Raw genomic sequence first — 23,776 nt, 5'->3', positions numbered from 1 at the left:
TCGTTTTCCTTTTAAACCGAAGCTACGGGCTCTGCCGCTTCGTATTGATTCTGGGAGTAAAGCGCTGAAATTTGCTGCGCGAAATTAGCTAAAATCACGTCGCGTTTAGGTCTACCGTTCGCGGTAAGCATGCCGTTACCTACCGAAAAGGCTTCATCTACGCGCACATAACGTTTTATTTTTGCGTAATCAGGGAGTTGCTGGTTGGCAAGCTCAATGGCGTTGTCAATCACAGCTGCTGTTAGTTGTGTCGGGGTATAAATAAGCGCCGTTAAAAATGGCTTGCCATCACCCACCACAACGCATTGCAGTAAAGGTACATAGGCAAGCAAAACGGACTCCGGCCACTCGGGAGAAATATTGCGTCCAAAGCTATTGATCAGAAGATTTTTTAGCCGGCCTTCAATGACAAAATGCTGCTCACGCTTGGACACTCTATCGCCAGTTTTTAACCACGCATCTTGGGCTATCGCTTCGCCGCCCAAGTAACCTAAAAAGTTATTCCCTTTGATCTCTAATTCATCTGCCACAATACGTGCCTGAATATGAGGCAGTAACTTACCGACGCTACCATCTTGCTCACCAGTATTCAGTGCAACAACAGATCCCGACTCGGAAAGTCCATACCCTTGAAACACAGGTAAGCCCAGCTGTTTAGCTTGCTGTAGCAGTTCAGTGTCAACTTTCGCGCCACCGACTGCAATAAAGCGTAAACTTGCAGGGGGTTGCCATCCTTGCTGCGTGGCACTTAGCAGGCAACGCAGCAGCTCAGGCACTAAAATTAAGCTATTTGGTTGTACTTCACTTATCTTTTGCAGCAACTTTTGTGGATATAGCAACTGGCTGCCCGAAAAGCCTAGCGACGCTAGTTCGGTTACCTCAACCATGCCACCACTCAACAGCGGCGCATACACACCCGCGATGTTTTCTAGCAACACAGGTAGCGGTAATAAACACAAGTGCTTAGGCCGATTAAGTGCGATGGTTTCGCATAAACTGCTCGCCACGACAAGCTGGTTTTCAACCGACAGACATACGCCTTTTGGTGCGCCTGTTGAACCTGAGGTATAAGTGATCTTTTGCGTTTTAGGAAAATAGGTTCCCGTACTTTCGCACCTAGTTTGATATACATAGATTGCTTGACCATAGACATCCAACACCGAAAATTCAGCGCTATTTTCAAGCTTGGTATCGCTGATCAACCAGTTTGCTTTTGACTGCTCAAGGGTGTGTTCAACTTGTGCTGTGGTAAAGAAATGAGGTACTGGAATAGACACTTTATTCGCTTGTAATAGCGCAAAATCTACCAATAACCAAGCGATAGAGTTGTCTAACGAAACCGCAACACTCTCGCCACTCATCACAATAAAGCGCTCTGCCAATGCTTGCGTGTAAGACTTTACCTCAGCAAAAGTGAGACGAGTTTGCCCTTGTTGTAAAATCACATCACTGTCTTGATGTGGCAGTTTTTTTAAGAAATCACACATATAAAAATGCCTCTTTTAAGCTCGCGATTTCCACCTCGAGTCCTTGTAGTAAGTGTTGATACATTTCAGTGTTTGTGATCACCTGCTGGGCTTGATGTAAATCGACCGAACAAACCATCGGAGCACATTGGTAATAGCTGCCATAATCTTTGGCTGAAGCGATAGTGCCGTGTGCCAAAGAAATCTTGTTAACCTCGACTTGGCATAACTTCATCAATGCACGCACTTGTTTGGTTGCCGTAAACACCAAGTAGCGGATGTCACTCTCAAGCAGTGCTTGAGTCAGTACAATAAAGTGGCTTAACGTTGCCATTCGGCCTGTTGAGAACAAATTGCCAAGTTCTGCGATATGATTACGCTCTGAAACCGTTGAGAGACACAGCTCTACCGGACGATTAAGATACTGCTCCACAAATAATGCGTCTTTGGCTGCAAATCTAAGACCTAAAAAGCAATCGCTTTGACGGTAGTTTAAATGGCTTAAAAGGGGATAATACTCATGAATGTCAGCGCCAAAAGCATGGGCAAAACCACTGTGGATAGCGTGCTCCAATTCAGCACGCGCGCCGCAAGTCTTGTTTGCCCATCTAAGACGACTTTGTGAGTTTGTTGCTTGTAGTGCTTCGCCCATCGTTTTCACACCTTTCCTGTTCTGATGTAAAAACTTTAAAAAGCGAAAATTAAGAAAACCTTAAGTTTGAAAAAAGGACGAAAAAATTTTTCGAGATACGCATTCTACTTTTAAAACGCTTGCTTTCGGCTAATCACAAATAAGGCAACGAGCGATACCAAAATAAACAGTGCAGCGAGTAAGAAAGTCAGTGAAAATGCCATATTAAGTTGTGCGGAGCTTGCCAAGGCCGCACTCTTTACCTGCAACAACACACTAAATACACCACCAAGTAATGAGGCTCCGGTCATTAGCCCTAAGTTTTTACATAAATTAATGAGCCCTGACCCCATGCCCTTTTCTTTTTCGGCTACTGTCGTCATCACAAAGGTATGGTGAGCCGCTAGAAACAACTGCCTTCCGGGAGTTAACACAAATAACGCGACAACATAGCCATAAAGTCCAAATAATGAAGGTAGGATTGCAAAGCTAATTGTCCCAATGAGGATCATCAGCAAGCCCAAAAACATGGCAAACGCGATACCAAAATGATCAACCACCTCGCCTGACGGATAACCAGCGACAGCAGCAATACAAGGTCCAATAGACACAATAAGACCAACCGTGACCGGGCTTAGCCCTAACGCATAAGTGAGATAAAAAGGCCCGACAACTAATGTCGACATTGCGATGGCGTCAACTATAAAGCTCACGATTAATGAGGTATTGCGTAACTTGTGTTTCAGAAAAGCCAAACTCACAAGTGGAAACTGAGCACGCTTTTGGCTTTGTACAAAACAGTAGATAAAAGCCACTGAAAATAAGAAAAATACGCTATGCAAGACAAGACTAAACGAACTACTCGATGGCATAGCCAACACATAAAATAGGCATGACGCCGACAGCCACGCACTTCCAATAACATCAAAACGCTGTAGCTCAGGTGGACTTGCGACATCATCAGGCAGAAATCTTGCTATTAAAAAGTAAGCTGCACCTCCAAGCAATATCATCAACCAAAAAGTGAACTGCCATGATAACCACTCTAGCATTGCGCCACTTAGCAATGGCCCCAGTGCCGTGCCAATCGCTGCGGTAGTACCGAGTAGCCCCATTGCAAGTCCAACTTTACGCTTTGGCATCGCAACGCTTGCCAGTGCAAATACTTGAGATAATAACAGCGCAGCGCCAATGCCTTGGAACAGCCTAGCAGCAATCAACATCCAAAGATTTACGCTCAGCCCAGCGACAATGGAGCCCACACAAAAGACGCTGATCCCAATGCGAAGTGCCCTTTTTCGGCCAACGCTATCTCCAACAGCGCCAGCACCAAGAATAAACGCGGTAAGCGAAAGCAAATATGCCACAACGACCCAATTCACCAATGCCTGCCCCACGCCAAACTCCTCAGCAAGTGTTGGCAACAAGACATTGATACTACTCATGCCAAGCGTTGGCAAAATGAGTACCACAGCCAAGCTGAATAACACTCGCTTTTGTCCGGCTCCCAGAGCAGTTTTATCCTCTGTATTTACTGTATCTTCTAACATGCGTTACCACTCCTACCATTGCGCCATGCTAATAAGTGGTGACTGTACTACTTCAAGTGAACTTGAGGTCAAGAGCGTGGTTGGGTTTGAAGCTTGATTGGCTTAACTGGATTAGCAGCAAAGCCTTAGATAGTTTTAGCGAATCGAAAGCCTGTAACTTAACGTGCTGAGCAGCAGTGATTGGCTCTCCGCCACAGCACTTTGATTATTAGCTCCCTAAAACCTTGTCGCTATGTTATTTATCACATTTTGAAACTGTGATTGTTGTCCAAAAACCTCTATTTTATTAATTACTTGCGCTTCAAGAATAAACACTATCCCGTGTGTTTCCTCTTTGTTGTAACTACTAAATATCGTAATTTCTTGAATAGATTTTTGTTGGACATTCTGTATTTGATAGGTGCTTGCGACCTCTTCTGAAAGTATCTGGAGCCAAGCTGGCAATTTCATTCTTGAATCGACCTCAAACAAACTCCGTACAAATTGATGTTCATGCCCAGATAAATCAACAGCAGGTATAAATCTTTTCGGATCTAACGTTTCGTGAAGCAATTTACTGTCTTTAAACGCCAACACTAACGTTTCAGACACATGCGAAATAGTGATAGGTGAGTCAACCTTTAACTTGACGACCTTCGATAAGATAAGCTCTTGAGCGCTAACCTGCGTGCCCCAAAGCAATAGAAAAGTTGCAAATATCATCCTTATCATGCGTTGTTCCTTTCAATTTATTTTATGTGATTGCCGTAAAGCAGTTTAGCTTTCAGAGATCTCCTTGCAAGCAACTCGCTTTTGATTGCATAAACGGCAAATAGCCTAGCCTAGAGCACATAAATTAACTTTACCTTAATGCTGTTACCTCACAAACTTGATTGCACCAGTCAAATTTCTTATCAATCATGTTTCCCAGCTAACTTGCAATATTTTTGGCGTCATAGCATGACAATAACCATTTGTTTTTATTTCTTTTAATCTGGTGAGCATGCAGATATTTTTGAGAGGGAGTGCCGTATGAAAATAGGTACATTTATTGATGCATTGAAAAGAAAGTTTCAGTATGATGATTTATTGGCCACTTTGGAAATAATAACAATATAATAAATAAGGAATAATGATGAAATACCTTGCCATTTTTTTGCTCATGTTTGCCTCTTTTCAGAACTATGCGGTTGTCAAAAGGCATGATGTTGACCCTGACTTGTATAAGGTTAACAGCATCCCGCAGTTTTATGTTGATATGCCATTCCAAGGCGGTTCGGTGTTAATCGATAAGCATTGGTTGTTGGCACCAGCTCACGTCATTTATACGTTTATGTATGACTACCAAGACAAACCAATCATGGTGCATGGTGTTGAAAATCAAATTGCACAAATCATTATTCATCCGGATTACAAAAAGGTAGAAGGTGATTGGAGTGAAGGCGACCCGGCACCACTTATGGAACAGCTAAATAACGCCAAAGACATTGCATTAATTCGCTTAAGCAAGCCAATAACACACATTCAACCCATCGCTATATATGAAGGAAATGAAGAGTTAGGCATGGAAATAACTGGATTTGGTCGCGGCGCTATCGGAACGGGGATAACGGGTGAAGAGCACGACTCTGAGGGACCAAGCCTAACGACCTATGCATGGTATCAAGTCACCAAATTTTTCTCAGATTGGGCATTCACTCAAGACGACTATCAAATGCATGTTTACAACAACGTGATCACAGAAGCAAAAGCACACTGGCTCAGATTTACCTTCGAACAAGGAGCCGATGCGCTACCGTTAGAAGGCACTATAGGCTCAGGAGATAGCGGCGGCGCAGCAATCATTTATCAAGGCTCAACTCCGGTATTGGTTGGATTAGCTGCATGGAGAGAAATTGAAGGCGATTTGGAAAATTATACTTTAGGAAAATACGGTTCAACCGCAGTATTAACGCGTGTATCTTATTACCAAGATTGGATAAATAAGCATATCAATAAAGGCCAGTAGCAGGTAAAGCGCGTCTAAAAAGCAAACCATAAGGCGGTTGCTAAATTAACCCGCGTCTAATCTAGGCTAGTTTTTATTTGCTGTAAATTTCAACCGTTCCTAGCTAGATGCGGAGGTTTTATGGATTACAAAAAATTGTTACCTAGTGAAAATTTATCCTCATTTATCAATTGCTTTTGGACATTGGAAATTACAGCAGATAAAAATGCCGCAAAGCAACGTATTGTCCCCGACGGCTGCATTGAGCTGGCCTTTATATTGGGCGACGATATTAAGCGCTATACATCAGAACATGAATACATACTGCAACCGCGCGCAATGGTACTTGGACAAACCGTTTCGCCTTTTTATATTCAACCAATCGGATATGTTCACACCTTTGCAGCCAGTTTTTTTCCTTATGCCTTTTCCCACTTTATTTCGAAACCGATAAAGAGCTTAAAAAATCAAGAAACATCGATTTACGAGCTATTTAAGCCAGATGAGGCCACAAAGCTTGAAAGTGATATCATCCAAGCGCGAAACACAAGCCAAAGGATTGAGATTTTAGAGGCCTTTTTCCTTTACAAGCTCAGCGACCCGCAGACAATTGAGCACATTGTAAAAACAACGGTAGATATTATTTTTGCACAAAATGGCGATATATCGGTTAATGCAATCACCAAATCAAATCCCAACAAAAGGCGCCAACTAGAGCGGAAGTTTTTAGACCTTGTCGGTATTAGTCCAAAACATTTAAGTAAACTTGTACGCTTGCAAAGCGCTTTAACACTCCTCATAAATCGTGAAGACAATCTCACCAACATCGCGTACAAAAGCAATTATTATGATCAGTCTCACTTTATCAAGGACTTTAAAGCACTCACAGGGGTAAACCCGCGAGCGTTTCTCGATGACGAAGGCATGACGCTTTCACGGCTTTTCTATAAATAGTCCTGTCGCTTTTTTACAATTAATTGTTGTCTCCCCACACTATCTTAAAGTTGAACTCGTTGAGCCTTAAACGAGCCCAGTAAACACCAACCTAGTCACCAATAACTAGCCGACACACAATAAAATAAGGACGATAACATGCACAGCTTTGCATCAATTTTTGAAATTCCAGCAACCGACTTAACCCGCGCCGTAAAGTTCTACAGCCGTATTTTTGCGGTCTCCATGGAAACCATAGATATGTTTGAAATGACAATGGCACTCTTCCCGTACGAAGGGCAATCTACCGTAGGTGTGATTGTTCAAGGTGAAGGTTGCACTCCTTCCAGCACTGGCGTCACTCTGTATTTAAACGCGGGTGAAGACTTACAGCAAGTGCTATCAAAAGTAGAAGAAAGCGGTGGGAAAATACTGACCCCCAAAACCCCACATGCAGACGAAAGCGGTTTTTTCGCGTTATTTTTAGATACAGAAGGCAATCGCTTGGGCCTGCACTCACCAAAGTGAATTCGGTGATATTTTCGCTGTGCACAACCAGACTGCTACGACCGAAAGCGAATAAATTAAGTATCGTCGGCACCGAATGACAGCGGAACTACGAAAGAGTGGCTATATTTGCTTTACGGTGTTTGGTCGAAGCAACCGACAACAAGCATAACCTTGACTCAACTAATTGACTCAGTGTATTCAAGTGCCAATAAGAGTACCGTCAGGATTGGATATTCGAAAGGACGCAAACAAGAACCCACTATAGGAACACGGGATTTTTGGAGGATTTAAAGGTGAATTGGAAACCTTTTAGTGCATTTTTACAAAACGTTTTTATACCTCTTATTACGGTCACAATAGCTGCGATGGTAGCTATTTTAAATTTTTCGGTCTCAAATTTAGATCGAGAGTTAAAGGAGCAGGTTGCTGCCGTAGATATTGCAATTAAAGAGGCGCGCGATGAGCGTGAGAGGATAAATGCCGAACGAGAATTTAATTTCAAAATTTATGATCTCGTTCAGCTATCTTTAGAAGAAAAAAACGAGCGAAAGCAGGAAGTAGCGAAGCAGTTTGTTTTAGTTATGGTGGATGGTGAATTAAGAAGCCGCTTGTTAGGCGTTTTAGAAGCAGGCGGGACACCAATGATCAAGCAAGAAACTGCAAAAATAATTGCAAAAGAGAAAGAATTTCAAATAGAAGAAGATAGTAATTTAAGAACAGACAGAAGCGTTAAACCTACTTTTGATTGGGAAGATTGGGATTATGATATCTTTTGGTGTACGACATCTGGAGCTAGCGCTAAAGAACAAGCAGAGTTTATAAAGCAACAACTTGAGATGGAAGGAGCAAAAGGCAGAGTCAGAGTTAGAGAGCTATTTTCGTCCGTAAATGCTCGATCGGGATACAAAATCTCAGGTTATGCAATTAGACGTAGTGAAAATGAAATAGTCCAAGCTAATGCTTTAGAAACACTGGCCGAAAATGTTCTATTAGAAAAAGGTTATCCTGCAGTGTTCAAGCAGCAACTAACTAGCCAAAAAACAAGGTGGTACATTAGTGCTTTTGTATGCCCATGACATGAAAGTGTAGAAACCACTCACCTAAATTTAAAGCCAAAGTGGCATTAGCCAATGAGAAAGAGGATAAAACGATCGCTCAGTTGAATGATCACAGTAACGTCCAACACTATTTGCGCTTATGCTGGATAAAATAACTTTATAGTTTGTGAGCCCTTTAACTGGACATTGTATAAAGCACCAAGCAATATACTGCTCTTGATTTTTTGAGCACTACCTTACGTAACCGTCTATTCATCAAACGCAACAAAGCCTATAAACGCAAAAATTTGAGAATATTAGCAATTCAAAAATAAGAAGCATCATGGAAATAATTAGAAGCAAAACATTCACAGCTCAACGCGCTTGGGGCGCAAAAGACATCGCCAATATGAATGGTATTACAACCCGCTTGCATTGGACTGATCAGCCTTATAAGTGGCATGTTAATGACGGTGAAGAAGTCTTTGTCGTGTTAGACGGCGAGGTTGACATGTTTTACAAAGAGAATGGCGTTGAGCAATCAGCCCTGTTGCAAACTGGTGATATTTTTTATGCTTCAATTGGCACTGAGCATGTTGCCCATCCTCGTGGCGAAGCGAGAATTTTGGTCATAGAATCAGAAGGTAGCGTATAGGGTTAGGATCGGTGTTAAACACCGATATCCGTTAAACTGGACAAGTCTAAACTTGAACTGTCAGAAGCGGAGATTCATTTAGGGTGCTCATAAAGTCGACCTAGCAGCAAGAGAGCTCAGTGACGCTCGGCATAGCCGCTTCGTCACATTTGAGCCATTAGTTAACTACGCTCTTCTATTTGATCAACATCAGCAAAACAACAATTGCGAATTAGTGGGAAAAATTATTTTGCTTTATCCATTGTATCGCAATATCTAGAGGCTCTGCTTTATTAGTATTGTGGCCTAGCGATGGAAATAATACATATTCAAAAGGCTTGCCTTTAGCTTTCATCCTATTCAGTTGCTCGATACACATTTTGACTGGGACCTGTATGTCCTGCTCTCCGAAGAGCCAGAGCCCAGGTATCGATAAAGAATTCAAAGAAATTTTCGGGTCCGTTGCTTTAAAATCATATCTGTCAGGATCATTTAACGTATGTTCACGCGATTCTTCATCAGTATGAGTTTTCCAAAAGTCTTCTCTACCATTTGTATAAAACTGAAATCTAAGTTGTTCCAGAGTTGTGATTGTAGGGCTACTGAAGAGAACCATAAACTCTACTGATTGATTATTGAGTGCGGCAATTGGAATAATCCAGCCAGCCTGACTCGCACCAATAAGTCCAATCGATAACTCTTTGTCATAGCCATGAACCACATCTACCGCAGCACTTGCATCTTTCGCAAGCAAAGTTAAATTATCAACACTTATATTATTGGTTCCCACCTGAGGCCCTACGTAAACGCCACCAGATTCACCAACCCCACGCTTGTCGTACGTCAAAACTAGTAAGTCTCTCTTAGCCAGTGACTGTGCTAACTTAGTCATTCGTGGGACTGGATCAGAGCCGTGCACTAGTACTACTGCTGCTCGTGCATCTTTAGGTATATACATGCTCCCTGATAATTTTACACCTTCGCTTTCAAAAACGACCTCTTCTACAATAGTAACGTCATTTGATTGGTGTTTTTCTTCGTTGAAAGTGTGACTTTGGTCTCTATTGTTTGTAGTACAACCTGACGCAAAAATTAGTAAAAACAAAAAATATCCGAGGTTTCTCATTTTTTAATCCATAATGAAATTAAAGAAACCTTGAGACAGCAAGGTTTGCGCCAACATAAAAACCAATAATTTCATAATGTTAACATTCTCACTTTCGACTAGATTACTCAATAGAACCACTAATTAGTCATATTGACCACCTATTGAAAACCCGTGTGAAATTGGTCGTTTTTTGAAAATGTAAGCCCATGCCTAAATGAACTACACGAAGGGATATTTTGAATGCCTGTTCATTGCTCAAATCTGACCCTTAGTTCATTTATGTTAACGGATTTTGTAGCATAAATGAGTTAGTTGAACACCTGCTATGCAGCATCGAAGACTCTCCCAAGAAGAGCGCCGACAGTCTCAAATTCGCTCTTAGCAGCCATAACTCCCTTCAAAACGGCATGATTAGATGTCAGCGACGACAATTAAACCCACTATCGCCTTGAATTTTTGCAAACCACTACACCTCACTCAAATACTGGATCATCCGTCCTGAGCGTTTCTCTTCTTTAAAGTCACAACTGGTTAGACGATATTAAACGAAGTTATCTGTTAAACAGCGGGTGTCGTGGATATCGCCAAGTAGAAACACTCGGCAATCGCCGCTTGCTAATTGTGATGGGTGTCAGTTATTTTTGTATGGTTATCTATAAATTTATCGACTAGATAATGATTATCCAATGCCTTTTTCACTGTGAGTGGCAAGTTTTTTACATGCCTTGTTCCGCCAAAATCGCCAAGCAGATTTCCAAAATAAGAATCTGCATTGGGCTGTGCTAAATAATTCAAAGTAGCTACTGTTAAATTTGATGGGACTCTGACCAGATCCTGAGTTCATCTAAAATACTCAGTGCGGTTTTGCCAAAATCGGTTAATTCATAAGTTACAGCGACAGGTCTGTCACTTATCACTTTTCTACGAACCATCCCTTCACTTTCTAGTTCCTTTAGGCGTTGGTCGACCATTTTTTTGCTGGCACCGCCAAGCATACGGGTTAAGTCATTAAACCTTACAGGTTCATCTTTAAGGTGATAAATAATGGAACCTTTCCACTTTCCGCCAATTAAACGCATGCCTTTTTCGATAGCACAGGGTTCAGTGCATGCATTTAAAACTTTTTTTCTACCTTTACTGTCTGTTTTTACGACACTTTCCATCAGTTTTCCTAAAAAACAACTAGGTTACTAAAAGTATACTAATTGATAACTTAAATCAGGTTACTAAAATATACCACACATTGATTGAGTAGGAGAGTGTCTCTCTTACTTATTTTTGCTGAAATTTAGTTTGGAGTTGTTTTATGAGCACTACTGATCTTAAAAACGTATTAATTATTAATGCCCACCAATATTACCCATTCTCTGAAGGTAAGCTAAATGCAGCCTTGATTGATAAGGCAATAACCATGCTGGAAGATAAAGGTTATAACACGCGCGTAGTAACAATGAGTGACGGGTACGATGTGGAGGAGCAATTAGCACTTCATCAATGGGCAGACATTGTATTTTTGCAAACACCAAGCAATTGGATGGGCGTGTCTTGGTCATTCAAAAAGTATATGGATGAAGTATACACAGCAGGCATGGGAGGAGCTTTATGTGTTGGCGACGGTCGCACAGCAGAATCACCAAAGAAAAACTATGGTAAGGGCGGCACGTTAACCAACACCAAATACATGATGTCTCTCACCTTTAATGCGCCGGAAGAAGCCTTTAATGATCCAGAAGAATTCTTCGATGGGAAATCAATCGACGATTTAATGTTCCCTATGCACATGAACTTCAAGTTCTTTGGAATGAAGCCAATGGAAACATTTGCGTGCTTTGATGTGATGAAAAACGCAGATGTTGAAAACGACTTCAAACGTTTCGAAACGCACATTAACAAGCATTTTTAAGGAACAGTCATGAGCATTGATTATACCAATAAGCTTCATGCAGGTTCAGACTTTCCTGCAATTGAAACCAAACTTCTAAATGGTGATATTAAAAAGTTGTCTACGCCTGAAAATGGTTTGGATTGGAAGATGGTTGTTGTTTACCGAGGGCAGCATTGCCCACTTTGTACTCGCTACTTAAACCAGTTAGAAAGTGCGAAAGACCAACTCGCTCAAACAGGCGTAGATTTGATAGCCGTTTCTGGTGACAGTAAAGAACAACTCGAAAGTCATATGGAAAGACTTAATGTGACTTTCCCTATCGCATACGGTCTTACTGTTGAACAAATGCAAGAACTTGGGTTGTTTATATCAGATCCAAGATCGCCTGAAGAAACTGATCATCCATTTGCTGAGCCGGGGCTATTTGTTGTCAATAATGAAGGAAAAGTTCACGTAGTAGATATTTCAAACAACCCGTTTGTAAGACCTGAACTTCAGTCATTGATTAGTGGCTTAGGTTGGATACGAAATCCTGCAAACAACTACCCTATTCGTGGTATGCATAAATAGGAATTCCTATGAAAAAGGTTGTATTTACAGCTGTTACTTCAGTCCTATTGTTTGGAAATGCGTTTGCACAAGACACGAAGGTCGAGGCTGCACACATTGCATCTCCAAACCAATATCAACTACTGCTAGAGAACGAAGAGGTTACCGTACTTAAAATGACACTCAAACCAGGGGAACAGGATAACTGGCATAAACACAATGCTGAGACTGTTTACTTCGAAAAAGGTGGCAAGGCGACGATAACAACGAGTGAAAAAGACATGACCTTGGAGATCCCGGATGGCTACGTGATGTGGCATGACCAATGGGAACATCAAGTTAAAAATGTTGGTGACACAACAATCACCGCAATTATCGTGGAGAAGAAATAATCATGTCAAAGACACAAATCAACATTGATATCGTTTCTGATGTGCTTTGTCTTAGCGTGTAATTGACTATGGTAGCTTAAAAGCAAATCGCTGACACCCACCACTAATTACTATAGTGATGGGGGTCACTTATTTTCTCTTGCTCCCGATAAGGGGGAGGAGTCCATACATCTCCCACAAAGCTATCCGCACTGCTAATTAGGAGGCTATGCTGATAGTTTTTGTAACCTTTGCAAACAGCTTCATCGTAAAAAGCGTAGAAAATCTCACAAGCAACTTATTCCCCCTCCATCACACCCGAAAAGCATAAGCTGATATGCAATGTGCCGACAGGATGTCGGCTAAGTCTTGTCTGGCACACGGACGTGCCATACAAGACGGTTGCACTATATCGGCTTAGGGTTTGAGGATTAAGTGTGATGCTGGGGCGACGTTTTCTTGGTTCGTTCTTTTTCGTCGTTTCAAAAGAATGAACGAGGAGCGCATGGATGCGCTTTGATATTAGCCAAGGAGGGTAAGGCTAATATGTCCTCCTGACAGGTTTCGACGCCCATCCATGGGCTACGACATACTTTTCTTTGATGCCCAAAGAACAAGTATGCAAAAGAAAGGGCACTCCCAACATCACACTGACTCCTCAAGCAAATCGCCAATATGAACGTCACCGCTGTGTAAGGGACATCCCTGTCCCTGTCACAGCTTTTCACGCATCCATGCGTTGAAATGACTCATTGGCAATTTACTTTCGGGTGTGATGAGGGAGGCAAACGGTGCTGAGAGCTTTTTTGGTACTTGCAGGCAAATTTGCTGCTTTTGAGAGAAAAACTAGAACTCGCAGCCAAAACTAATCCCCCCTTAACCACACCAGAAAAGCATAACTTCTCGGCGGGTGAACCGCCTCCCACAAAACTATTTAGACTGTTAATTAGGAGGCTATGCTGATAGCTTTTATAACCCTTGCAAACAGCTTCATCATAAAAATCGTAGAAGATCTTACAAGCAACGTATTCCCCCTCCATCACACCCGAAAAGCATAAGCCGATATGCAATGTGCCGACAGGATGTTGGCTAAGTCTTGTCAGGCACAAGGACGTGCCTTACAAGACGGTTGCACTATATCGGCTTAGGATTTGAGGATTAAGTGTGATGCTGGGGCGACGTTTTCTTGGTTCGTTCTTTTTCGTCGTTTAAAAAGAATGAACGAGAAGCGCATGGATGCGCTTTGATATTAGCCATGGAGGGTAAGGCTAATATGTCCTCCTGACAGGTTTTCGACGCCCATCCATGGGCTACGACATACTTTTCTTTGATGCCCAAAGAACAAGTATGCAAAAGAAAGGGCACTCCCAACATCACACTGACTCCTCAAGCAAATCGCCAATATGAACGTCACCGCTGTGTAAGGGACATCCCTGTCCCTGTCACAGCTTTTCACGCATCCATGCGTTGAAATGACTCATTGGCACTTTACTTTCGGGTGTGATGAGGGAGACACAAGGCGCTGATAAATTCTTGTGGTGCTTGTAAGCGACTTAGCTGCTTCAGGAGATAAAACCAGAACTAACAGACAGCGCGATTTCCCCTCCATCACACCCGAAAAGCATAAGCCGATATGCAATGTGCCGACAGGATGTCGGCTAAGTCTTGTCAGGCACAAGGACGTGCCTTACAAGACGGTTGCACTATATCGGCTCAGGATTTGAGGATTAAGTGTGATGCTGGGGCGACGTTTTCTTGGTTCGCTCGATCGCGTCGTTTAAAAAGAATGAACGAGAAGCGCATGGATGCGCTTTGATATTAGCCAAGGAGGGGATGCTTGATTAGGGATTGTAAATTGCTGACACCCACCACAAATTATTATAGTGAAGGGTGTCACTTGTTTTCTCTTAGAGCTGTTCCGTAGCACCTTGTTAAAGCTGTGTGTTCAGAAACTTGCTTTTATCTTTTGTACAAACTGTTCCACTTTTTGTTTTGATACATTTTCACTTTTATACAAAGATAAATACTTAAAACTACACTTGGGAACACACGCTCCAAGCAAAGCTATTTTGAGTACACGCTTAACAGGCTTCCAAAGTACAAAAGTGTCCACCCACCAAGGGGAGCCTAGCGTCGTCACGACTTTAACTTCTGTTAGTTTACTCAGTCGTGGCTTAATCGCCCCCAAGTCTTTGTCGTGGTCATAAGCATGTCCGGGAGCCCAAACTCTGTCAAACCAACCTTTTAAAATAGCAGGGAAACCGAACCACCATGTTGGAAAAACCAACACCAAAGACTCTGCTTCTGTAAGAAGTACAATATCCTGTTGAACTAAACTGCTATCGAATGAATTATTATAGTAACTCTGCCGCTCTTTGTGTGTTAGAGCAGGCTCAAATTCACGCTGATACAGGTCTAATATACTTATGTCGTACTCTTTTGATTCGAGGTGTTCAACAACCTGAGAACATAAGTAATGACACAAGCTATCTCTAACTGGATGTGCCACTACAACCAAACATTTCATGAAACTACTCCTTTAATTCACGCCTGCTTAAAAGGCAGACAACGCTACTACTTACTTTCCGCTTCACAAAAAACCAACGCATTTGCTATCCCTCTCGCAGCATTTTTTAGCTTTCAAAGCTTTGCTTGAACGCACCATTTTTAGGTCTGCACTATCATTTAAATCAGCTCTAAGCCCGCCAAAATATAGGTCATTGCTAATAGTGAAGGGCGTAATTTATTTTTTCCTACAACAAAGAGATACTCGCTAATAAGCCAACGCATAACTTGACAAGGTAAATTTAGAAAGTACGCCGCACCGTTAAGTTTTGACGCCACTAACGTCTGCCGATGACTTTCAACGTTGTAAATCGGGCTGTTTCTAAGTAAATTCATCATTTTTGTCGGATGGCGTCACCCTACAAAGTTTCATGTTCACGCCTTGAAGATCCGAGTTTGGCACAGAGCCGACCGTCTATTCCTCACTCTTAGCAGCCATAACCCCCCTTCAAAACGCCATGATTAAATATCAGCAACGACAATTAAACCCACTATCGCCTTGAGTTTTGGCAAACCACTACACCTCCCTCAAATACTGGATCATCCGTCCTGAGCGTTTCTCTTCTTTAAAGTCACAACTGGTTAAACGATATTGAACGAAGTTATCTGTTAAACAGCGGGTGTCGTGGATATCGCCGGGTAGAAACACTCGGCAATCGCCGGCTTTGAGCGTGTCTGTTCCTCGGGATACGAGGTGGGTTTCGCCGCTTGCTGTGGTGATGGGTTTGTAAGTTGTCATTTCCATTTCGCCAGATTGCACAGCATAAAATACCCAACCTGCGCCGTGATCATGGGGCGGGCGGTACGTGCCCTTTTCTTCGGCATGGACTAGCAGCATAAAACCATATTCAGGGTCTTGGTAGAGTGTTTTTGATGCCAGTCTTTCACGCATAATGCTCGCAAGCCAAGGCTCGTGCGGTGGAGACTGAGTAAGTTCACTTAACAATTCACGTACAGTTACTGTGGTGCTTGAATTTAGCCCGCTCCAGTTGGCTTTTATATCATTGACGATTTTATCTAAGCTATTTTGCATTGCCTCTACCTCTTATCGTTTGTTCACTGTCATTCGCTTAAGAGGAGCATACAACTTCAAGTTCACTTTAAGTCAAGGAATAGAATTGCTCGAATAATAGCGGTGTCGCTTAAAACTGATAACTTAAAGAAAGTTTGATGGTGCGACCAAAAATGGGTCTAGCGTAAAAGATGGCCTCTTGGTGGCTTAAATCATCCCTAGGATTGCCCTCAGTTAGCCCCAAAGCATTGGTGAGGTTTTTAACCTCTAGCTGTGCGCTGAGCTGTTCATTAATTGCCAACTCGGTAAATAAATCCCATGTTTGATAGGCAGGTAAGGCAAAACGATTAGCGATATCCGAATAGCGCTTACCAACATACGACCAGGTGATAGCCGCGGTAATAGGTCCTGCTTTGTATTCCGGCGTCAGTCGTAGTTGTAACTCCGGCGTTCGCGTTATTTGATTGCCATTAAATTCGCTTTGTGGCAATTGCTTAGGAATGCCATAAAACCCAGCGTCTTGCCACACACCTATCGCTCTAAATTGCAAAGCTGGACTATATTGATAGTCAAATTCGAACTCCAACCCTCGAGTTTGGGTATTGATTGAAACGGCTTGTTGAGTCGTAGCCGCACCGCGATACACCGTGAGCGGGAGCGGATCAAATTTGGTCTCAAATAACGCGCCACTAAACTGCCAATCAGCGGTTTGATAACGCAGTCCAACTTCACCTAAAGCCAAGCGAATGGGTTGACCAAAATCTTGTTGTACGCGCTCTTCTTCACTTTTAGCCCACCCGAGGCCATTGCCGTAATTAATGAGCCGTGGCATTTCAAAGGCGTCGGAATAACGTGCAAATATCGCCATAGCGTCGCCAATTTGGTAATTTGCGCCAATACTGAGCGCATTTTGCGTAAAGGAATCACGTAAAGTGGTAGCCGGGAGGTAGTGAGAATAAGTGGCCTTTGATGAGTATGTGTACGACTTTGCCCCTTCAAGTAGCGTGCTGGTGAGATTCAGATGTTCATCACGAAGTGCCAAATCAACTCTAAGGTTTTCAGTGAGCTGCCAGTCAATATTGGCATACAGCGAATGTGATTGAGACAAGCCGCTACCGCTTAAATAAACGGGACCGGCGTAAGATAAAAAACCTTGCTCGGTAAAATTGGCAATCACATTTTCTTGCCCATCAACCAGTACGATGTCCAGCCGTTCTGGTTGATGCTTTACATCCGTTAGTAACGCGCCAAGCCATTTATCTAGTGGTAACTCGTCGAAATCACTTCGAGCGTAAATATGGCCGAGGGTCAGTGACCACTGCGCGTCGAGATAGTCCACACTAAAATGATTTACCAGCTGCTGTTGCTTGTAACGTGAATATAAAGGATAACTAGCGGTCACGAGACCATTACCATTAAGCGTTGCAGGGTTGGCAACTAAGGTGTTATCTGAATAACGTAAGTATCGAGGGCGCAATGCGCTATTTGCAAAGTGGCGTTTAAATTCGGTGATATCAGCGTGTTGTAATCGGCTTGTGGCGTCGACTATGGTTTGGTTGCCCAAATTCATTAAGGTATACAAATCATTGTTTAGGCTTGAAAATCGCGTACGATTGCTCAGGTTAACGTGTTCAAAAAGCGGCGTATTAAATAGTAAAGTGTAGCTATTTAGGCGTGTTTGCTGAGCGTCTTCTAAGTCACGCTGCACGCGTCCTTCCGGAGTGAAGAAGGTGAGAGACCTGAGATCGTCGCTCAGTAGCGTTCCATCGTCATAAGGCAGGCTCGCCAGCTCTCGAATTTCGCCGCTGTTTTGCATCACTAAAGGCGCGTAAAAGCTGGTTTTATCGTTTAAATGTTTATAGCTAAAATCAAGCTCAAATGCATCGGTTAACCAGCTCAGGCGCGCACTCACTTGGCCGCCTAAGTCGCTTTGATAACCCGGCTCCCGAATACCGTCGGAAGTACGATAAAACCCGCCTACCGTATAAAACCATTCATCATTCAACGCTCCGCTAAACACGCCATCAAAACGAGTGTAGTCATAACTCAATCCCTGACTCACTTTCACTAAATTAAAAGGATTTTCTGAGCCTCGCCTGCCGATATAGTTCACCATTGCCGCAGGCCCGTTCACAGTAAAAATACCGCTACTGCCGCCACGCACCGCTTCAATGGCTTGATGGGTTAAGTCTGGACGTAAAAAAAAGTCCCCCCAAATGCCGTCATAGCTCACGGGCAACCCATCTTCCATCAGGCTGATAAATCTAAACCCCTCGCCGCCTCTGAGTCCCCTTGGCGCAACATTATTGTTAGTTTCGCCACCCGAGTCTTCAACCCAAAAGCCGGTGATATTCTTAAGCGCTTCTGCACTGGAATACGGTGTTTGTTTTTCAAGTTGTAGACTTGCAAGCTGAGTGATTGAAATAGACGAGTTTAAAATGCTACGGTTTTTGCCGCTTACACCCGTTACGATAATGCGCTCAAAGTGTTGTGCAGACTCAAGTTTTTTAGGAGTCACAAAAATACGCTGCTGCTCTGGGTCTAGGGAAAAGTCGTAGGCAGCTTGTTGAAAGCTGGTAAGCAAGACTTGTTCGAGGGTGTAGCGGCCAGTTATCTGTTCAACGCTAATGTTATCTGGAATTTCGGCTGCACTTAACTGCCAGCCACTTTGCGCAGCAATATCGAGTAAACGCTGCTGCAAAGTCGCTTTAGGCAAGTTAAATTGATGATCCGTGGTAGCAAATGCAACGCCACCAAACCATATTAACCACGCTAACAGCGGGATTAATAGCTTGAATAACATAGTTTAAATCAATGTCTTTATTATTGTATAAACTTTGTACCACTTATATTGTGACTTTGCTATGACACTTTTAGCTAATTTGCGATTAGGGTGTATTCCTCGCCTTTTTGCATCACAGTGATTGGATAAATTTTTTCTAAACTATTGAGCCAATCGCCTATTTCAGTGGTTAAAAACGTGCCATTGTAGGTCAGTTTTGCTAGGCGCTGATCGCTTAACTTCACTTTGATTTCGCTATATCGCGACACATCATTAAGCACATTGCCTAATTCTGCGTTTTGATACACTAAGTAGCCTTTTTGCCACGCCATGGTCAACGCTTCACCCTGGGCTTTACTACGGGTAACTTCGCCTTGCTGCGTGACTTCTACCGCTTGCCCTTGGGTCAATTTAATGGCTTGTTGCTGAGTCACAGCCACACGGCCCTCAAGCACATCGACTCTAATTGAAGCCGGATTGGCGCGAACATTAAACACTGTGCCTAGCGCCTCAACTTGGCTGTTTTGGTAGCGCACGATAAACGGTCTCTGCTTGTCTTTACTCACGCTAAACAGCGCCTCACCTTGGTATAACAGCAGTTCTCTTGAAGTGTTGCTGTAGCGTACAGCCAATTGGCTATTGGCCCCTAAATCAACCTGACTATTGTCATCAAGGGTAATGGTGCGGTGCTCATTGACCTTAGTTTGAAAGAACTCGCTGTACACTGTATCGACTGGTGCTGGCTTAGCACTAGCAACCGGTGCTTGCTGTAGTGGCTGCTCCGGTGCCATAAAAGTCACCAAACCAACCAACAGCAAAGTCGCGGCAATCGCAAGATACCAAGGCTGAGCGCGGCGTTTGGACTGTGGCTTGATGTCAGGTGCAGCCGTGGCGTTTTGTGCATCCAGCTGTGCAAGCTGCTGAGTAACATAGCCATCGTCAAGTTGGGCTGAAAGCGTCCAAAGCTCCAACATGTTGTTGAACACATCACTGTGAAGCGGATTTTCAGCTAACCAAGCGTTTAGCGGCTGTGGATAGTGAGTGCTGTCATGAGGTGAGATCTGCTGCTCGTCTAAGACTAATAACCAATCTGCGGCTTGTTCTTCAATTATTGCTAAATCGTCAGATAATGGAGTCATGTTTATATCCTTAACACTCATGATCAAAGCTCATGCTGTAACTGCTGGTAGCAATGACGAACTGCACGTAATACATATTTTCTTACCATACTTGGGGATATCTGTAAGGTCAAAGCTATCTCCTCATAGCTTTGACCACGTATTTTATACAACAAAAAAGCCAGCCTACATTTGTCGGGTAAGCTTGCGAGAGACTTTTCCATTTCTTTAAGTAGCTCTTGGTTGTGGTGGTTTTGTTCAGGGTTAGCACTTGCGTAAGGTTGTGGCATTTGATCGCTATCGTGCTCACGGTCATCAAACGGGCTACGCGCTTTACGCCGCAGCTTATCAATGGCCAAATTGGTTGCAATTTTATACAAGTACGCGGCGATGTAGTTGCTGACATTATCCTGCTCAAGTCCAAGCAATTTCACAAACGCCTCTTGGGCAACGTCTTCCGCCTCACGTTTGTCTAACCCTTTGCCCATAATGTGACGGATCAGCTTTTGCTGTTGTTTTAAAAACAACTCCTCTACCTGCTGACGACGTGCAAGGTCGTCGTTTGCAGCTGCCGTAGTGGTATCAACGGCTTTACGCTTAAAAGATAATAACGGTGGCATGAATACGCATCCTACTCTTCCATTTGTGTTAGCGTGCAGCGAACCCATAAATTAGTAGGTTCGCTGGCGTTGCTTAAATCAATTTGCTTAATTAACTGTCGCGACTCGGCTTACTTTGCCCGAATCACTCACCGTTCTGAGTTGTACTTTAGATGACGCGGTCAATGTCACAGGCCCTTCATAGCGATGCCATGTTGCGCCTTGGTCAACCGAATACTCCGTAGCCATGCCAACAAACCGGGTATTGACGATTAACTTACCGCCTTCAATCGCGCCTCCAGGTAATGGAATACGATAATTTACCCCTACCTGCTGTGGTATTTGAGCATTAATATCGACCACTTGGTAATAGTCCAATAGTGGTAGAGCGTATTGTCCTAAAGTGTTGGTAAAAGTGTGCCAAGCCTCGGTAGTCGCTGCGCCTTGCGCTGGCATATCTTGCACCCATGCACGCTCAGCGGCACCCAGTAATTTCGGGAAAGTCATATAATCAAGAATTTCTGGTGACTTTTGGTTTTCGCCAAATAGTTGCGCCTGAATACCTTGAACATTTTGTTTACCCGCTTCGCTCAGTAACACCCATTTTGGATCCCACGGCACTGGATTGCCCAGCTTGTCACGTTCAGCATTGGCGTAAATATTAAACGGACGATATTCAAACGCCTTTTTGGTATCTGTGTAACCTGCCCAGTGATAGCCTATTTCATCAGGATGTTTGTTATACGCAAGGTCAAGATACAAGTTTGTCGCATGGGCCAGCACGACTTTGTGACCTTGGTTCGCAAATTTGTAGGCCTGATGCTCATTGCCCCAACCCCACACGTTATTCCAAAACACGGGGAATATCTCACCGTAACTAACATTACCCGTACCATTGTGCGACAACACATCGCCCCAAGTTGCCATATCAAAACCATGCTGATTGACTATCTGCTTCCAGCGTAAAAAGAAGTAGTCAAACAGCTCTGCATCGGTTTTGCCCGCTGTAGCTGGGTTTTGATCGACCGCTGGAGATTGCGCCCACCATTCATTCGGACCTAAATGTGGCAGCTCGTCACCACCGCCATGCAGCCGAGTCAATGTCGCATCGGGCACGGCATCATAAATGGCGCGTGTTTCTTTCACTACATGGTTGAGGAAAGTAAAGGTGCTCTCAAGTGCCGGGTTTACAAAGTTGTCGGTATAAAATTGTGGGGTGTAATACTGCGACTGGTCGAGCGGATCAATCAATCTAAAACGATTTGCCTCAACTGGGTCGCTATCTTTATATTTGTTGTAGCGATATTCCATCGCTTTGATTGCTGCGCGCGCATGGGCTGGAAAATCATATTCAATGATCACATCAATATGACGGTCAGCGGCATACTGAAGAATTTCTTTAAAATCATTCACCGTGTAGTAGCCCCAGCCTTTACCGAGAAAGTTTTGCTGAGCAATTTCAAAGCCCTGATAACTAGGTGCGGTGCCTAAGTTTGCCGCTGTTTCATCCGTGGGTTTATTTTCAATCCCATCTCCTGGTGCAAAACCATTGGCAGCTCCCATAAATGTATGCAGCATCGTACTTTCGCTCAGGTCATACCCTCGCTTTGCCCCAAACTCCGTGAGTTCAGGAATACCCGGTATTTCTAGTCGCCAACCTTCATCGTTGGCAAGGTTAATTTCAAATTTGTTTAACTTGTAAAATGCCATTAAGTCCAACAACTTAAATACCGTTTCTTTGCTTTGGAAATTACGCGACACATCCAGCATCATGCCTCGATATTCAAACCGTGGAGCATCCAAAATGGTGCTAGCGGGTAGTACGGCATTGTCGGACAAAATGGCTGAGTTTTTAGCCGTTTTATACACAGCGGTAGGGATCATTTGCCGGAGTGTTTGAATGCCATAAAACACCCCTTGGGCGTCACTTCCAGTAATAGTGATCCCCGAGAATGCATCGACCTCAAGCTTATAACCACTTAAGTCCGGCTGATTGTCTTGATTGGTATCGAGATTTGGGTCTAGCTGCAACTTGATAAGGTTCGGGCCATTTTGCACGGTGCTATTAATCGCAAATGTGCCGCTCAGAATATCACGCAGCGCAGTTTGTAAGAAAGTGGCTTCTTTAGCCAGTGAAGTCGGCGCTGAAATGCTGGTTAATTGGCTCATCAAAGTTAAGAATTCATCATTCGGTGTGACCACTGAATGGGGCTGCGGAACCAAACGATTTTTCAGCGGCAATGTCATGTGCGTCGCGCTGTTTTCGGCGAATCGGATGGCGGACGTTTGCACCGGCATATTATCGTTAACCGCTTGCTTTGTTTGTTTTGGATCGCTAGGGTCCATCATCACGTCCACCAGCACAGCTTCAGGCGCTTGATTATTGTAGCTAATGTGAAAACCCGACGGTGAGTCGTTTTTCAGCATTTGCCAATACTGTGCAACGATTTCAATAGTACGAGATTCACCCGGTTGAATGGGGGCAAAACCCGCTGTGGGCTTAAGTACAAAGTAATCACCACTTTTTGCGTCATCGGCATTTTCTAAACTTAGATTCTGTGCGGCGATATGCTGGCGCGCATACTGACCATTTGGATCTGAGTCTGGTAGTACGCTTGCAGGCGGCCTTACCGAGCTAAAATAAAGCGCCCAGCCAGACTCACCCAATGGCTCAAGACCATTATTAGTAATCGTCAGACTGCCAAGAAAGATATTCTCTCCAATGCCATGATCCACGACTTGCCAGCGTAATGCTAAGTTATCTGGGTGAGGATGTGCGACGCTATAGTGGCTCGCAGTCAACAAGGCTAAGCCTGACAGTGAGGCAGTAATTATCTGTTTTTTTGCAAACATGTTGGCTCCTAAAATATTGTTATTGTTCGGATAGAGCGCGTACTGCTGCCACTCTATCTATGTAAACGTTTGAGCCGAGGAAGTTGGGAATGGAATCATAAATAATGCCCTTGTTAACCTGAGCTTCGGATAATTAATGCCTTTCTAGCAGCCAGTTTTTGCGCTAACTGCGTTGAATTCACTTCCAATAGCCAGCTATTGGTGCGT

Annotated in this window: 20 protein-coding genes and 1 pseudogene; 8 read left to right on the top strand and 13 right to left on the bottom strand. The window is 43.5% G+C overall.

Annotation, left to right across the window (positions count from 1 at the left end; genetic code table 11):
- Positions 1–11 precede the first annotated feature (11 nt).
- The 4 genes from EXT47_RS21910 to EXT47_RS21895 all read right to left on the bottom strand — a co-directional run bounded on the left by EXT47_RS21910 (position 12) and on the right by EXT47_RS21895 (position 4,358).
- Positions 12–1,487, bottom strand: a complete 1,476-nt coding sequence (locus EXT47_RS21910; protein WP_039496366.1) for an AMP-binding protein — start codon at positions 1,485–1,487, stop codon at positions 12–14.
- Positions 1,480–2,118: a thermostable hemolysin gene (locus tag EXT47_RS21905; RefSeq protein ID WP_039496364.1), complete on the bottom strand. Its 639-nt coding sequence runs from the start codon at positions 2,116–2,118 to the stop codon at positions 1,480–1,482. The genes EXT47_RS21910 and EXT47_RS21905 overlap by 8 nt, the downstream gene beginning before the upstream one ends.
- Before the next feature lie 110 nt (positions 2,119–2,228).
- Positions 2,229–3,647, bottom strand: coding sequence for an MFS transporter (locus EXT47_RS21900; protein WP_039496362.1), 1,419 nt, complete (start codon positions 3,645–3,647; stop codon positions 2,229–2,231).
- Positions 3,648–3,863: 216 nt separating this feature from the next.
- A complete protein-coding gene (locus EXT47_RS21895) occupies positions 3,864–4,358 on the bottom strand; it encodes a hypothetical protein (protein ID WP_039496361.1) in 495 nt (164 codons plus the stop codon).
- 400 nt (positions 4,359–4,758) lie between these two features.
- On the opposite strand from EXT47_RS21895, the gene EXT47_RS21890 reads away from it, so the two are divergent.
- The 5 genes from EXT47_RS21890 to EXT47_RS21870 all read left to right on the top strand — a co-directional run bounded on the left by EXT47_RS21890 (position 4,759) and on the right by EXT47_RS21870 (position 8,748).
- Complete coding sequence (locus EXT47_RS21890; RefSeq protein WP_240701651.1) at positions 4,759–5,634, top strand: trypsin-like serine protease; 876 nt, start codon at positions 4,759–4,761, stop codon at positions 5,632–5,634.
- Between the two features lie 120 nt (positions 5,635–5,754).
- Positions 5,755–6,567, top strand: a complete 813-nt coding sequence (locus EXT47_RS21885) for a response regulator transcription factor (RefSeq protein WP_130127583.1) — start codon at positions 5,755–5,757, stop codon at positions 6,565–6,567.
- Positions 6,568–6,705: 138 nt separating this feature from the next.
- Positions 6,706–7,074 (top strand): VOC family protein, encoded by a 369-nt coding sequence (locus tag EXT47_RS21880; protein ID WP_130127582.1) that lies wholly within the window; start codon positions 6,706–6,708, stop codon positions 7,072–7,074.
- Positions 7,075–7,349: 275 nt separating this feature from the next.
- Positions 7,350–8,132, top strand: a complete 783-nt coding sequence (locus EXT47_RS21875) for a hypothetical protein (RefSeq protein ID WP_039496350.1) — start codon at positions 7,350–7,352, stop codon at positions 8,130–8,132.
- Positions 8,133–8,436: 304 nt separating this feature from the next.
- Entirely contained in the window at positions 8,437–8,748 is a 312-nt protein-coding gene (locus tag EXT47_RS21870; RefSeq protein WP_039496348.1) for a cupin domain-containing protein, read from the top strand.
- A gap of 211 nt (positions 8,749–8,959) precedes the next feature.
- Here the strand turns inward: EXT47_RS21870 and EXT47_RS21865 are convergent, their stop codons facing one another.
- The 3 genes and pseudogenes from EXT47_RS21865 to EXT47_RS21855 form a co-directional block, all read right to left on the bottom strand.
- Positions 8,960–9,853: a S9 family peptidase gene (locus EXT47_RS21865; protein WP_039496346.1), complete on the bottom strand. Its 894-nt coding sequence runs from the start codon at positions 9,851–9,853 to the stop codon at positions 8,960–8,962.
- A gap of 627 nt (positions 9,854–10,480) precedes the next feature.
- A pseudogene (locus EXT47_RS24115) lies at positions 10,481–10,630 on the bottom strand (DUF479 domain-containing protein); the annotation flags it as partial.
- An 11-nt stretch (positions 10,631–10,641) separates the two neighbouring features.
- The gene (locus EXT47_RS21855; protein WP_017217773.1) at positions 10,642–10,998 is read right to left on the bottom strand and encodes a helix-turn-helix domain-containing protein; all 357 of its coding nucleotides are present in this window, start codon (positions 10,996–10,998) and stop codon (positions 10,642–10,644) included.
- A 143-nt stretch (positions 10,999–11,141) separates the two neighbouring features.
- On the opposite strand from EXT47_RS21855, the gene EXT47_RS21850 reads away from it, so the two are divergent.
- From EXT47_RS21850 to EXT47_RS21840, 3 genes are read left to right on the top strand one after another with little or no spacing between them, the layout of a single operon-like run.
- Complete coding sequence (locus EXT47_RS21850) at positions 11,142–11,738, top strand: NAD(P)H-dependent oxidoreductase (RefSeq protein ID WP_017217774.1); 597 nt, start codon at positions 11,142–11,144, stop codon at positions 11,736–11,738.
- Positions 11,739–11,747: 9 nt separating this feature from the next.
- Positions 11,748–12,290: a peroxiredoxin-like family protein gene (locus EXT47_RS21845; RefSeq protein WP_017217775.1), complete on the top strand. Its 543-nt coding sequence runs from the start codon at positions 11,748–11,750 to the stop codon at positions 12,288–12,290.
- A gap of 8 nt (positions 12,291–12,298) precedes the next feature.
- A complete protein-coding gene (locus EXT47_RS21840) occupies positions 12,299–12,661 on the top strand; it encodes a cupin domain-containing protein (RefSeq protein WP_039496341.1) in 363 nt (120 codons plus the stop codon).
- A 1,924-nt stretch (positions 12,662–14,585) separates the two neighbouring features.
- Here the strand turns inward: EXT47_RS21840 and EXT47_RS21835 are convergent.
- The 6 genes from EXT47_RS21835 to EXT47_RS21810 form a co-directional block, all read right to left on the bottom strand.
- On the bottom strand, positions 14,586–15,167 hold the full coding sequence (locus EXT47_RS21835) for an NAD(P)H-dependent oxidoreductase (RefSeq protein ID WP_130127581.1): 582 nt from the start codon (positions 15,165–15,167) through the stop codon (positions 14,586–14,588).
- Positions 15,168–15,722: 555 nt separating this feature from the next.
- Positions 15,723–16,238 carry a hypothetical protein gene (locus EXT47_RS21830; protein ID WP_039496335.1) on the bottom strand — a complete coding sequence of 172 codons (516 nt, stop codon included), beginning with the start codon at positions 16,236–16,238 and terminating at the stop codon, positions 15,723–15,725.
- 109 nt (positions 16,239–16,347) lie between these two features.
- Entirely contained in the window at positions 16,348–19,020 is a 2,673-nt protein-coding gene (locus EXT47_RS21825) for a TonB-dependent receptor (RefSeq protein WP_130127580.1), read from the bottom strand.
- A gap of 74 nt (positions 19,021–19,094) precedes the next feature.
- Positions 19,095–20,138: a FecR family protein gene (locus tag EXT47_RS21820; protein WP_130127579.1), complete on the bottom strand. Its 1,044-nt coding sequence runs from the start codon at positions 20,136–20,138 to the stop codon at positions 19,095–19,097.
- Positions 20,139–20,161: 23 nt separating this feature from the next.
- A complete protein-coding gene (locus tag EXT47_RS21815; RefSeq protein WP_045988918.1) occupies positions 20,162–20,737 on the bottom strand; it encodes an RNA polymerase sigma factor in 576 nt (191 codons plus the stop codon).
- An 87-nt stretch (positions 20,738–20,824) separates the two neighbouring features.
- On the bottom strand, positions 20,825–23,569 hold the full coding sequence (locus EXT47_RS21810; RefSeq protein WP_130127578.1) for a family 20 glycosylhydrolase: 2,745 nt from the start codon (positions 23,567–23,569) through the stop codon (positions 20,825–20,827).
- Positions 23,570–23,776: the final 207 nt, after the last annotated feature.

The sequence above is a fragment of the Pseudoalteromonas sp. CO342X genome (assembly GCF_004208915.1).
Lineage (GTDB): Bacteria > Pseudomonadota > Gammaproteobacteria > Enterobacterales > Alteromonadaceae > Pseudoalteromonas > Pseudoalteromonas maricaloris.
The sequence above is the reverse complement of the archived record's forward strand: the minus strand, read 5'-3'. Positions and strand labels throughout refer to the sequence as shown.